The sequence below is a fragment of the Nitrosomonas communis genome (assembly GCF_024102715.1).
In the GTDB taxonomy this organism is placed as follows: domain Bacteria; phylum Pseudomonadota; class Gammaproteobacteria; order Burkholderiales; family Nitrosomonadaceae; genus Nitrosomonas; species Nitrosomonas communis_B.
On record NZ_JAGFJM010000111.1, the window covers coordinates 1 to 13,796 of the forward strand.

11 protein-coding genes are annotated in these 13,796 nt (G+C 52.0%); all 11 read left to right on the forward strand.

Annotation, left to right across the window (positions count from 1 at the left end):
* A partial coding sequence (locus J5I83_RS10925) for a DUF6079 family protein (protein WP_304055953.1) occupies positions 1–867 on the forward strand: 867 nt, incomplete at its 5' end.
* Positions 868–876: 9 nt separating this feature from the next.
* Positions 877–2,085 carry an ATP-binding protein gene (locus tag J5I83_RS10930; protein WP_304055954.1) on the forward strand — a complete coding sequence of 403 codons (1,209 nt, stop codon included), beginning with the start codon at positions 877–879 and terminating at the stop codon, positions 2,083–2,085.
* On the forward strand, positions 2,082–3,101 hold the full coding sequence (locus J5I83_RS10935; RefSeq protein ID WP_304055955.1) for a ParA family protein: 1,020 nt from the start codon (positions 2,082–2,084) through the stop codon (positions 3,099–3,101). The genes J5I83_RS10930 and J5I83_RS10935 overlap by 4 nt, the downstream gene beginning before the upstream one ends.
* Positions 3,098–5,902, forward strand: coding sequence for a DNA methyltransferase (locus J5I83_RS10940; RefSeq protein ID WP_304055958.1), 2,805 nt, complete (start codon positions 3,098–3,100; stop codon positions 5,900–5,902). The genes J5I83_RS10935 and J5I83_RS10940 overlap by 4 nt, the downstream gene beginning before the upstream one ends.
* Positions 5,903–5,905: 3 nt before the next feature.
* Positions 5,906–6,778, forward strand: coding sequence for an ATP-binding protein (locus tag J5I83_RS10945; RefSeq protein WP_304055959.1), 873 nt, complete (start codon positions 5,906–5,908; stop codon positions 6,776–6,778).
* 16 nt (positions 6,779–6,794) lie between these two features.
* On the forward strand, positions 6,795–7,151 hold the full coding sequence (locus tag J5I83_RS10950; RefSeq protein ID WP_304055961.1) for an STAS-like domain-containing protein: 357 nt from the start codon (positions 6,795–6,797) through the stop codon (positions 7,149–7,151).
* Positions 7,141–7,692, forward strand: coding sequence for a type II toxin-antitoxin system VapC family toxin (locus J5I83_RS10955; RefSeq protein WP_304055962.1), 552 nt, complete (start codon positions 7,141–7,143; stop codon positions 7,690–7,692). The genes J5I83_RS10950 and J5I83_RS10955 overlap by 11 nt, the downstream gene beginning before the upstream one ends.
* 30 nt (positions 7,693–7,722) lie before the next feature.
* A complete protein-coding gene (locus tag J5I83_RS10960) occupies positions 7,723–10,620 on the forward strand; it encodes a DEAD/DEAH box helicase (protein ID WP_304055963.1) in 2,898 nt (965 codons plus the stop codon).
* Positions 10,610–10,924: a hypothetical protein gene (locus J5I83_RS10965; protein WP_304055964.1), complete on the forward strand. Its 315-nt coding sequence runs from the start codon at positions 10,610–10,612 to the stop codon at positions 10,922–10,924. Before J5I83_RS10960 ends, J5I83_RS10965 begins: the two co-directional genes overlap by 11 nt.
* 23 nt (positions 10,925–10,947) lie before the next feature.
* Positions 10,948–12,918 (forward strand): BREX-3 system phosphatase PglZ, encoded by a 1,971-nt coding sequence (gene pglZ / locus J5I83_RS10970; RefSeq protein ID WP_304055966.1) that lies wholly within the window; start codon positions 10,948–10,950, stop codon positions 12,916–12,918.
* Positions 12,915–13,679 (forward strand): hypothetical protein, encoded by a 765-nt coding sequence (locus J5I83_RS10975; protein WP_304055969.1) that lies wholly within the window; start codon positions 12,915–12,917, stop codon positions 13,677–13,679. Before pglZ ends, J5I83_RS10975 begins: the two co-directional genes overlap by 4 nt.
* Positions 13,680–13,796: the final 117 nt, after the last annotated feature.

The following is a 13,796-nucleotide window of genomic DNA, read 5'->3' on the forward strand; positions in this document are numbered from 1 at the left end:
GAGCTGGACGCCCTGCGCGAGTTCATCATGGACCACAGCCCGACGGCGTCCTGGCTCTCCACCGCCGAGGCGGTGCTGCCCGCCGAGCATGACTGGGTGGATCGCATGAAGACCACCCGGCAGGACGTGCTGGATGCCCTCAAGCAGGCGGACCTGAGCGAGCTGGCCAGCCAGTCCCAGAGCATCGGGGCCAAGCTGCAAAAGCTGAAGAAGGATTACACCGTCGCCTACATCGGCCTGCACACCAAGACCCGCCTGGGCGTGAACGACGACAAGCGCAAGGCCGGACTGCTCAACGACCAGCGGCTGCAAACCCTGCTCAAACTAGCCGGTATCGACCTGATGTCCCGGCAGCAGCTCACCGATTACCAGAACCGCCTGGCCGGGCTGAAGAGCTGCTTCGCCCTGACCGAGCAAAACCTCGACGCCTCGCCCATCTGCCCGCATTGCGGGTTCCGGCCTTCGGTGGAAACCGGTGCGGCTGCAGGTTCGCAGATGGTCGACCAGATGGACGCCCAGCTCGACGCCATGGTGGCGGCCTGGAACTCCACCATCCTCAGCAACCTGGAGGACCCGATCACCCAGGCCAATATGGATCTGTTGAAAATCGACGACCGCGAGCCGCTGGAGGCCTTCATCAAATCGAAGGAACTGCCGGTGCCGCTGGACAGCAACTTTGTCCACGCGCTGAAGGAAGTGCTTTCCGGTCTGGTCAAGGTCACCGTCAAAGCGCAGGAGCTGCAACAGGCCCTGCAAGTTACCGACGGCCCGGCCACCCCGGCGGAGATGAAGAAACGCTTTGAGGAGTACATCGATCAGCTCACCAAGGGCAAGGACCCGGCCAAGGTGCGGATCGTCATGGAATAAGGACATAGCATGAAACGACTTTCTGATCAAGAACTGGAAGACTTACTGAATGATACCGAGTCTGATCGCGCGGAACGTAAGGAAACCTTTAAAGGCGATGTACCCAAAAAAGCACGCCAGGCGGTTTGTGCCTTCGCCAACGATTTGCCGGGGCACAACAAGCCTGGCGTCTTGTTTATTGGGGCTAAAGATAATGGCGAGCCGTCGGGATTAGATGTGACGGATCAGCTTTTACTGTCTCTTGCGGATATGAAAACCGATGGCAATATCTTGCCACTGCCAACCTTATCCGTAGAAAAACGGATTTTGAAAGGTGCCGAAATGGCAGTGGTTACTGTCATGCCATCCGACATGCCGCCTGTCAAATATGATGGGCGTATTTGGATTCGTACAGGACCGCGTCGTTCCATTGCCAATGAGCAGGAAGAACGCATACTCAACGAAAAAAGGAGATATAAAAATCTCCCGTTCGATATTTATCCTGTACCCAGTGCCAAGGTTACGGACCTCTCAAAAACAATTTTTGAAAATGAATTCCTCCCAGCGGCCTTTGCCGCGGATGTATTGGAAACCAATGGCCGAACCTATGAAGAACGTTTAGCATCGTGCAAAATGATTGTTTCTCCCTATGATACGACACCAACTGTACTCGGATTATTGGCAATCGGTAAAAGTCCCCAAGACTTTCTACCTGGCGCCAATATCCAGTTTTTGCGTATCGACGGAACGGAACTTGCTGATCCGGTAACCGATGAAGAACTAATAGGCGGCGCACTCGTAGAAATGCTTCGCCGGACCGAAGAAAAGCTAAAGTCGCACAACCGCGCCGCAATCGATATTACCTCAGAAGCCACACATACTAAGGAAATGCCTTATCCGCCTGCTGCCATTCAACAGATACTCTACAACGCGGTACTGCATCGGACTTATGAAAGCACAAATGCACCAGTGCGAGTGTATTGGTTTAACGACCGTATTGAAATCAATAGTCCTGGCGGGCCCTATGGCAATGTCACCTCAGAAAACTTTGGAAAACCGGGTATCACTGATTATCGAAATCCGAATATCGGGGAAGTATTAAAGACTTTTGGCTTTATTCAAGCGTTTGGCCGAGGCATAGCCACCGCTAGAAAAGAGATGGAGAAAAACGGCAACCCGCCGCCCGAGTTTGAAACCAACCAAAGTACAGTATTGTGTATCTTGAGGGGAAAACAATGAGCATTCCGGTACTGACATTTTTCAACAACAAAGGCGGGGTCGGTAAAACATCCCTTATTTATCATCTGGCGTGGACCTTCGCCGGCTTAAGAAAACGTGTGGTGATTATCGACTTAGATCCGCAAGCCAATCTGACAGCCGCTTTCCTGGATGAAGACAGCATAGAGGCCATTTGGAATCAACAGAACCTGGGATCAACTATCTATCAATGCGTCAAACCGCTGACAGGCGTAGGCGACATAGCTGAGCCTGTTCTGCAAAATGTTGCGACAGATCTTTATCTGTTACCTGGTGATGTCAATCTATCCGGCTATGAGGATGCTTTGTCTGCTGAATGGCCAAACAGCATGGGCGACAATAATCTGTATCGCCCCATGCGAATACTCAGCTCTTTTTGGCAGGTCATGCAAAAGGCTGCCGCCAAAGTGCAGGCGGACATGATTCTGGTGGATATTGGCCCTAACCTGGGTGCGATCAACCGTTCTGTATTGCTGGCAACGGATTATGTGGTGATTCCACTGGGCGCCGATCTTTTTTCGTTGCAAGGCTTAAAGAATTTGGGTCCTACGCTGAGAAGCTGGAAAAGACTATGGCAGAAAAGGCTGGATAATTGGAACGCGAGTGCGGATAAATCCAACTTCCCCGATTTTCTACTACCAAAAGGCCGAATGCAACCCATTGGCTATCTTTGCCAACAACATGGCGTGAGACTTGATCGCCCCGTCAAAGCCTACGACAAATGGGTACAGCGTATTCCTGATGTTTACAGGGAATCGGTATTGGATGAAAACCCTTCTACACCTCCTATTCGGCAGGAAGACGATCCCTACTGTTTGGCAACAATCAAGCATTACCGGAGCTTGATCCCGATGGCTCAGGAACATCGTAAACCAATCTTTAACCTCACCTCGGCGGATGGTGCGATTGGCGCTCACGCCAATGCTGTGCAAGACGCGAAAAAAGACTTTAAGCAATTAGCGAAGCGGATTGCCGATCATATGGGAATAACACTATGAAGGCGGATGATATGTTCGACTCGCTGCTTGAAGAGCCGCAGAAGCCCTCCGGCCCGGTGACTTGTCTCGGCATGACCTTCGAGAACGACGAGGCACGCCGCGCCCACTTTACCGAGGAGCTGCGCAAGAAGCTGCAGGACCCGGAGTTCCGCAAGATCGAAGGCTTTCCCATCGGCAGCGACGAGGACATCCTTGCCTTAAGCGATCCGCCGTACTACACCGCCTGCCCGAACCCGTGGATCGCCGACTTCATAGCCGAATGGGATGCGCAGAAGCCGGAACAACCCGAAGGCCACCACTACCATCGTGAACCTTTTGCCGCCGATGTGAGCGAGGGCAAGAACGACCCGATCTACAACGCGCACTCCTACCACACCAAAGTGCCCCACAAGGCCATCATGCGGTACATCCTCCACTACACGAAGCCAGGGGATATCGTGTTCGACGGGTTCTGCGGGACCGGTATGACGGGCGTGGCTGCGCAGATGTGTGGTGATCGCGAAGTGGTGATGTCTCTCGGCTACCAGGTGAAGCCGAACGGCACCATTTTGCAAGAAGAGACGGATGAGAATGGCAAAAAGTTTTGGCGGCCGTTTTCAAAGCTTGGTGCTCGAAAAGCCGTTCTGAATGATCTTTCGCCCATTGCAACTTTCATTGCAAACAATTATTCGAGCGCATATACAAGCTCGAGTTTCAGATACATTGCAAGTAAGTTTATTAACAACTTGAAAGACAAGTGGAACTGGCTGTACGAAACCAAACATATCGACAACAAATCTACTGGCGAAATCAACTATGTGGTTTGGAGTGATGTCTTTCTTTGTCCAGACTGTTCTGCTGAGTTAGTTTTCATGGATGTTGCATTTGATAAATCTGAGGGGAAGGTGTGCGATTCCTTTCGGTGCCATACATGTAATGCGTTGCTCAACAAGAAAATGATGTCTCATGCTACGGAAACCTATTTTGATGCTTTATTAAAAAAGCCAGTTTCACGAAACAAACAAGTTCCAGCCCTAATTAATTATTCGCTTAAAGGTAAACGTTTCGAGAAAAAACCAGATTCAGAAGACCTTACATTGCTCGTTAAGATTGAAAAAAACTTGGCAGAATTGAGTATTGATCCGATCCCAATGATGCACAAAGGTGGTGAGAATTGGGGGGCAATATGGAGGTCTGGTTACCATTATGGAATTACGCATGCTCATCATTTTTATACGTCAAGAAATTATCTGATTCTTTATGATGCGTGGATAACCGCTCCAACAAAAGAGCTGAAATGGGCAATTTCTGCAATTCTAAATTACATCAATAAAAAGCAATCATTCACTGGTGGTGGCGGAGGTATGCCCGGAGTTTTATATATTGCATCAATGGTGCAAGAAAAAAATTTCATTGATGTATTGGAGAGAAAGATTAAATCTCTTGATAAGGTTCTGCCCGAGCTTTCCAAAATAAAGAGCAGGAATATTTGTGGCACACAATCAACCGGAGCCTTATCAAAAGCAATTAAAGATGAAACTCTTGATTATGTTTTTGTTGATCCTCCATTTGGTGCCAACATCATGTACTCCGAAGGGAGTTTTCTCTGGGAATCACAATTATCAGTGTGGACTAATCAGAGTCCTGAAGCGATTGAAAGCACCTATCAAGAAAAGAAAATTGATGATTACAGAAATTTGATGACCGGTTGTTTCAGCGAACTTTATCGTATTTTGAAGCCTGGCCGCTGGATGACGGTCGAATTTTCTAATACCCAGTCTTCCGTGTGGAATAGTATTCAAACAGCTCTCGCTGATGCGGGCTTTGTTGTCGCTAATGTGTCTTCTCTGGACAAAAAACAGGGAGGCTTCAAAGCTGTAACCACCCCAACTGCGGTAAAGCAAGACCTTGTTATTTCAGCCTACAAACCAAATGGCGGCTTTGAAGAGCGCTTTAAGAAGGAAGCGCAAACCGAAGAAGGTGTGTGGGATTTTGTTCGCACGCACTTGAAGTATCTGCCGGTCACCAAGCAACAGGGAGCCCTTCTGCAGTTCGTCCCGGAACGTGATCCCCGCATTCTGTTCGACCAGATGATTGCCTATTACGTCCGCAAGGGCTACCCAGTTCCCATCTCTAGCCAGGAGTTCCAGATCGGTCTGGCGCAGCGCTTCATGGAGCGTGACGGCATGTATTTCCTGCCGGATCAGGTGGCCGAATACGACCGGAAGAAAATGACTTCGGGAGAACTGAAACAGATGACTCTGTTCGTCTCCGACGAGGCCTCCGCCATCCAGTGGCTCCGCCAGCTCATCAAGGAAAAGCCGCAGACCTTCTCCGACATCAACCCGCATTTCATGCAGCAGCTCGGTGGCTGGAGCAAGAACGAGGCCCAGCTCGACCTGCGCGAACTGCTGAATCAGAACTTCCTCTGCTACGACGGCAAAGGCCCCGTGCCCGAGCAGATCCACGCTTATCTCTCCACCAACTGGAAAGAGCTGCGCAACCTGCCCAAGGATGACCTAACTCTGGTCGCGAAGGCTCGCGACCGCTGGTATGTGCCCGATCCCAACAAGGCAGGCGACCTCGAGAAGCTGCGCGAAAAGGCACTGCTCAAGGAGTTCGAGGAATACAAAGAGGTCAAGAAGAAGCTCAAGGTCTTCCGACTGGAAGCTGTCCGCGCCGGGTTCAAGAAAGCTTGGCAGGAGCGCGACTACGCCGTCATCGTCGCCGTGGCCGACAAGATACCCAACAACGTCCTCGAAGAAGATCCCAAACTGCTCATGTGGTACGACCAGGCGGTAACGCGGATGGGAGGGGAGTAACCAGTGAAGCTCAATCTGGGCACAATTAGAAGCAATTGCAGTGGTTTTAACGCCATTGCTGATGTTGCCGTCAAAACGAAGGATGTTTGGTTCGACTCAATTGAACTAGATCTTTCATCATGCAGTTTTTTTGAAGCCAATATGGCAGCTCCGCTTTATGCTGTTATTTCACGACTTCGTGATGATCTGAATGACGTATCAATTTCCAATCTGCCATCAGGAGTAAGTACAATTCTTCGGAAAAACAAATTCCTGAGCGTATTCAATCAACCTGAGTTAACGGATACAAACCAGACAACATTGCCGTTCAAGATTCTTAAGCTTACCGCTGGAGATCAGTTTAATGATTATCTTGACACTTATATGCGAGGAAGAGGTATTCCGACCATGTCGGAAGCATTGACCAAACGCTTTAGGCAAAGTCTGTTCGAAATATTTCTCAATGCGACCATTCATTCTCAATCGAAAGCCGGAATTTTTGTCTGCGGGCAATTTTATCCGAATAAACATCGATTGGATTTTACCATTGCAGATGCTGGAGTCGGGATCCGGGAAAACGTAAGACAATACACAAAAATGCCAAAACTTAATTCCTGCAAGGCCATCGAATGGGCCATGGCAGAGGGTAATACAACGAAAACCGGAAATCAGCCAGGTGGTCTCGGCCTCAAGCTGATCAAAGACTTTATTCAGATAAATGGCGGAAAGATCCAGGTTGTATCAAGGTTTGGATATTACGAATTTTCTGCAAATGGTGAGTTTGTTCGGAAAATGGATAATGATTTTCCAGGAACCTGTGTAAATATTGAAATTAACACTGAGGATACAAGCAGTTACTGTTTGAAGGCAGAGCTGAAAAGTGAAGATATCTTCTAAAGATTAAGGAATTACTATGAGTGATCAAATTAAAATAAAGGTAGCGGATCTGATAGGCAGTCCGCTCTGCATATCCGCCGAGGACGGCCAGAAAGTATTCGACAAGGTAGAGCAACTCGTGAAAATTGGAAAACAGGTTACCATTTCGTTTGAGAATGTAACCATGTTGATTTCGCTCTTTCTGAATGTCGCAATTGGTCAACTCTACGGCTCTTTTAGCGAGGATTCGATTCGAACCCAATTGAAAGTTGAAGGGCTTTCCTCTGATGACATGGAATTGCTCAAGCGTGTTGTTGATAATGCAAAGAAGTATTATTCCAACAAAAAGTCTTATGATGACGCGTGGTTGGAGGAAGATAACAATGAAGAATAAGGCTTATGATCTGTCTTCCTATTCCTTCGGTTCAGATGAGCAGATTCTTGTGGATACAAATGTCTGGCTTTACCTGTTCCCTGCGCCAACTGATCCGTCAAATAGGTTTGCGAATCAATACTCGACAGCTTTTTCAAACCTTGTTTCCGCACAAGCTCAACCCGTGCTCGATCCAATGGTGTTGAGTGAATACCTTAACCGATACATAAGAATTGAGTGGAAAGGAAACTACAAATCCCGATATCCGGAATTTAAGGATTTCAGAAACTCATCTGATTTCTCAGCAATTGCATCAGCAGCAGAAACATTTGCCAAAAGAATCCTAAGTTTCTCTCAAATCCACTCCATCCCAGCTAATGAACTGGATTTGAATCAGGCACTGGCTGACTTTTCGACCGGTGGCGTCGATTTTAATGATGCCCTCTTGGTGGACATCTGCAAACAACGCAACCTCAAGTTGATGACCAATGATGGTGATTTCCAGGACGGAGGAATCGAGGTTTTAACCACAAATCCGAAACTATTGAGAGCTTGTCCATGATATACAACCGCCCCAAAAATAGGCGGCTTAATGGATAGTTGGAAATACAGCGTCGATCATAACAGCGCCTGCAAGGTCATCGAAGAACAGACCTTGTGGGGGCAGACGGTTTGCCGTGTCTGGTTGCCGAACCAGGACGCGGTGGTGCGCGTGCCCCGCTCCGCCTTGCGGCCGCTGAGTGCCGATCTGCAGCCGGAGATCGAGGCCGGGCGCATTGCCTATGTGGCTGCCGCAGCCAAGGTGGCCGAGGTGCTCGAAGGCTCCACCAGCGCCACCGACGGCCATGTATTGCTGGCTCCCATGGAGTCCAACGTCATTCCACTGCCGCACCAGATCCACGCCTTGTCCCGGGCCATCTCCGGCGACCGCGTGCGCTACCTGCTGGTCGACGAGGTGGGCCTTGGCAAGACCATCGAGGCCGGTCTGGTCATGCGCGAGCTCAAGCTGCGCGGACTGGTTCGGCGAATCCTGGTCGTCTCTCCGAAAGGCATTGCTACACAGTGGGTGGCGGAAATGCAGACTCACTTCAACGAACAGTTCCAGCTCGTGCTGGGCGACGACATCGGCACATTGCAGCGCCTGGCCCCCCAATTTGGAAAGAGCGCTGACCACCGGAACTCAGCCTGGTCGATGTTCGATCAGGTGATCGTCTCTCTGGATTCGGTCAAGCCCATGGACAAGCGGCGCGGCTGGACCGCCGAGCGCGTCGCCGAATACAACCGCAGCCGGTTCGAGGACCTGATTACCGCCGGTTGGGACCTGGTAGTGGTGGACGAAGCGCACCGCCTGGGTGGCAGCACCGATCAGGTCGCCCGCTACAAACGCGGCAAGGGCCTGGCGGAGGCCGCGCCCTATGTGCTGCTCCTTTCGGCTACGCCCCACCAGGGGAAGACCGATGCCTTCCATCGCCTGATGAACCTGCTGGATGACGATGCCTTTCCGGATATGGACAGCGTCTCCCGCGAGCGGGTGGCCCCGTATGTCATCCGTACCGAAAAGCGCAAGGCCATCGATGCCGACGGCAAGCCGCTCTTCAAACCCCGGCGCACGCAGATGGCACCAGTGGCCTGGGAGAACCGTCATCACCTGCAGCAGCTTCTTTACGAAGCGGTGACCGACTACGTGCGCGAGGGCTACAACCAGGCCCTGCGCGAGAAGAAGCGTCACATCGGTTTTTTGATGATCCTGATGCAGCGCCTGGTGGTCTCCAGCACCCAGGCGATCCGCACTACGCTGGAACGGAGACTCACCGCGCTCAAGGAAGGCGAACAGCAAGCCAGCCTGCGCTTGGCGGAGCTGGAAAATGGCGCAGATGGCTCGGAAAACTTCGACGAACTCTCCGACATGGACGGCCAGGAGCTGCTCGATGAGCTGCTGAAATCCCATGTCTCGGCTCTGCAGAGCGAAGGCAGCCATGTAGAGACCCTGCTGGATGCGGCGGTTCGTTGCGAACAGGCTGGCCCGGACGCCAAGGCCGAGGCGTTGATCGAGTGGATCTACGAGCTGCAGGCCGAGGAAAACGAGCCGGACCTGAAGGTGTTGATCTTCACCGAGTTCGTGCCCACCCAGCAGATGCTGAAGGAGTTTCTGGAAGCCCGGGGGATCTCGGTGGTTACCCTGAACGGCTCCATGGATATGGAAGAGCGCAAACAGGCCCAGGATGCCTTCCGCAAATCGCACCGCGTGCTGGTTTCCACCGACGCGGGTGGTGAGGGCCTGAACCTGCAGTTCGCCCATGTCATCATCAACTACGACATCCCCTGGAATCCAATGCGGCTGGAACAGCGAATCGGTCGCGTGGACCGTATCGGCCAGCCCAAGACGGTGCGGGCAATCAACTTCGTGTTTGAAGATTCGGTCGAGTTCCGGGTCCGCGAAGTACTGGAGCAGAAGCTCTCGGTGATCTTCGACGAGTTCGGCATCGACAAGACCGGCGACGTGCTCGACTCGACCCAGGCCGGTGAGTTGTTCGAGGATGTGTTCGCCTCGGCCATCCTTAATCCTGACGGTATCGAAACCTCTGTCGATCACACGGTGGCTCGGCTTCGCGATGAGATTCAGCAGGTGCGCGAGTCCTCCGCCATCTATGGCATCTCGGAAGAACCGGATGTGCAGGCGGCCGAGCGTCTGCGCTCCCATCCACTGCCCCACTGGGTGGAGCGGATGACGGTGGGCTACCTCAATTCTCACGGCGGCGCGGCCAGCCATAGGCGCTCCTGGTGGGATTTGAATTGGCCGGACGGCCAGGAACATCGCAAAGCCGTGTTCAACGCACGGGAAGCGGATCGCCTGACCGACGCAATCCTGCTCAATCTTGAAAACAGCCGTGTCCGTGGGCTGGCCCTGAACCTGCCGCAGATCGCGGCTGGCCAACCATTGCCTTGCGTAAGCGTGAGCGGGCTGCCAGCCAGCATTTCCGGGGTCTGGGGGCTCTTTGAGATCCGCCTTCAGGCCGGGATGCATCAGAAGACACAACTCCTGCGCATCCCCATGGTGCGGCGAGGTTATGTCAGCGTGTTCCTGAGTGAGGAAGGCAAACTGTTTCTGCCCACGGCTCGGCATATCTGGGATGCACTGCAGACTGCTGAAGCCCAGGTGCAGACCACCCTTGGCCAGGATGAATCAATCACCGCCCATGAACGCTTGCAGGAAGCGGCCGAACAAGCCGGACAGGAGCTGTTCGACGCCCTACAGCAGGCGCACCTCGCCTCTGTAGCTCGCGAGGTGGAACGCGGAATCGTCTCCTTTGCCTCGCGCCGCAAAGCCATCGAGCGGGTTGGATTGCCGGAGGTGCGGCAATTCAGACTATCTCGTTGCGATGCAGACGAATCCGAATGGCGACATGAACTGCAATTAGCGCGGCAGATCGTGCCTGAAATCCGGCCGCTGCTGATGATGCGAATTGAAAGGAAATGTCATGGAGATTGAAATTATTAACCGGGATTACTGGTTTAAGGTGGTGGAATTTTTGCAACAGAACTGGGCACTCATCGACAAGTGCGAAGTTGATAAAGGTTGCAACGTTTTTTTTATCAATGACGCATCAGGTGTGTTTGACAAAATTCAATTCTCCTCATTTGCGGAAGCTCAAGAAGGTCTGCGTCGAAATGGCTTTAAACGCTATTCAGAAGATACGGAATCACAGAAATTCATTGCTGCGCCAGAACCGCCTTTTCGTGAAACCACACACTCTAATGGCCCAATTTACTCATCAGGAAGGCACTGGAAATAATGAATTCCTGGCGAGATGCTATCTTGAATGATTTTGTTCCCAACGTCAGCAAGCTGACTCTGGTCGCCGATCCGGACTGCTTGTTGACCGAAGAGAAACTGGCGCTTGAATTACGCGAGCGCGGATTCGACTTGATTGAGTTCAATGATCCGGTCGAATTCAGATACGCCTATGAGTCCAAATACCGCTCGATCTGGGATCGCGGCGAACATACCGACCTGGTGGTGATTCTCCGATTGCAGGATGCCGAGCTGGAATCCCTGCCATACGATCTGCTCCAAGCGGGCCGCAAGCTTTCATTCAATCTGGGGGATCTGTTCCCAACGCTCAGCTATCCAGTCATCGAGAAGCTCGACCGAAGCCTGCTGGACGCACTTTTTGATGCCCAGCGCAAGTCGCCGCCGGATCGCATGGGCGATAACGCTACCAAGGATTTCATCCTCCGCCATGTATTTGGCATCGCCGCTGAGTTAATTGCCAGCGAGGTGGAACTGCTTCGCGCCTTGCTTCGTATGCACTATGGGAAGCTTCAGATCCCGCTGATGCTGGCAGAGCGGCTTATCCAGATTCTTAATGGGCATGATGGATTCAAGGCCTGGCCACTCTCTCAAATCGTTCCGAACGATGAGGCCTTCTTCGCCTTTTTGCAGGAAAGCTACCCGCTCTTTCTTTCCAGGGTCGGCAGCGCCAATCAGGTACGGGAAAATTCGCCGGAATACGGCCTCAAGTATCCCGGCCCTGACCGCCTGCCGTTTGACCATCAGGACATCAAGGTCTACATCGACAACCTGTTCCTAGAGGGGAAACTCACCCCTGTCGAGGCCAAAGGCATTGAAGTGGATGCCGGGTCCTGGGTTCGAAGCGGTATCGCCACCTCCGGCGTGGACGATGACGAGCTGCGGGTCTCTCGTTTGTTTGGCCTTGTCGAGAAGGAGCTGCCCACTGCGGAAGCGCGTTACTCGGACTGGATCGCCTTTGCATTGAAATGGGCCGAACTCTCTTCATTGGTTCATTGCGGCAACAGCTCCGAACATCAGACCCGTCTCAGAGAAATCGGCGACGCACTGAACACGACCTTTGCCGGTTGGCTGGCTGATCACTACTCCAGTCTGATCAACCTGCCGCCGACCAATCCGGCCATGCTCCACCATGTGCCGCGCCGCCTGGCTCGTGATATCGAGGACTCCAGTAGCAGCCGTGTCGCGCTGCTCGTGGTTGACGGTCTGGCCCTCGATCAGTGGGTGACCATGCGCCAGCTTCTGCAAAAGCAGGACGCCAATCTGGTCGTGCGCGAATCCGCGACCTTCGCCTGGATTCCGACACTGACCTCGGTATCGCGGCAGTCGATCTTCTCGGGCAAGCCGCCGCTCTATTTCCCATCATCCATCAACTCGACTAACAGCGAAGAGAAGCTCTGGAAGCAGTTCTGGGAAGGCCATGGTCTGTCCCGGCTGGATGTCGCCTACCAGCGCGGCCTTGGCGACGGTGATGCTGCGGGCATCCTCGACTCCGCAATCCACCCCGGGAAGACCAAGGTGGTGGGGCTGGTCGTGGACAAGGTCGACAAGATCATGCACGGCATGCAGCTCGGCTCGGCCGGGATGCACAACCAGATCAAGCAGTGGTGCCAGGGTGGGTTTCTGGCTGCGCTGCTCGACCAACTGCTTGAATACGGCTATGAAGTCTGGCTGACAGCGGATCACGGCAACATCCAATGTAACGGCAAAGGCCGCCCATCTGAAGGGGTGATTGCCGAAACTCGTGGCGAGCGGGTTCGTGTCTATCCCACGCCGGAACTCCGCGCTCAGGTGGCTGGGGCCTTCCCGTTTGCCCACGAGTGGCAGCCGGTTGGATTGCCAGCAGATTATTTCCCCTTAGTGGCCGGTGGCAGCGACGCATTCGTGAACCTTGGAGAGGCCATCGTAGGTCACGGCGGTGTAGCCATCGAAGAAGTCATCGTGCCCCTTGTGAAGTTTGAAAGGAAGATACGATGATGGACAAAAGACATAAAAAACTGGGCATCAAACAAACGATCCAAAAACATTGGATGGATCGGACTGTTCAGATGATGCTGGCTGGGATGTCCGAGAGAGAAATACGAGCAGAGCTGGATGAATTTCTGAAAACGCAAAAGCAAAGCGGTGGTATAAGTCAGAGAGGAGAGAAAACTTATGGGATGGCAATCGGCATTCTGGCTTCCTGGTTTGCTCCAGATTCAGACCTGGTTCCATTTCGTAATGATGTGCTGACACTTGCTAGAAGTTTGCCAACTGAACAGTGGCTTCCACTTCACTGGATAATAATATCTGCTTCCTATCCCTTTTGGTTTAATGTTGCTAGGCAAGTGGGAAGGCTATTTAATCTCCAAAATCAGATAACCCAGGCCCAAGTGTTTGGACGCATTAAGGAGCAATATGGTGACAGGGAGACTGTTGCAAGAAACGCACGTTATACCGTGCGTTCTTTTGTAGCTTGGGGAATACTCAAGAACTCTCAGAGCAAAGGTTGTTATGAGAAATTTGTGCCAATTAGCATTACTGATTCTGATGTAACTATTCTGATGTTTGAGTCCGCACTTTATGCTGTACCTGAAGCAAAGGGAGCGCTAAACCTGCTGCTGAATAACCCGGCATTCTTTCCATTCCAGATCCCAATCATAAGTGGTGATTATGTTTCTCAATGCAGTGATCGACTGGAAGTAGTGCGGTATGGACTGGATGACATATTGTTAGTTTTAAAGAAGAAAGGTAACTAATTCCATTTCTAAATCAAAACTGACATTGTCGGCTTCACCTTGCCGTATTATTTATACTGTCTGCGGCTCGCCTTCGCGTCATTTTTGATTTGGAAATGGAATAAGAAATGCTCGCTG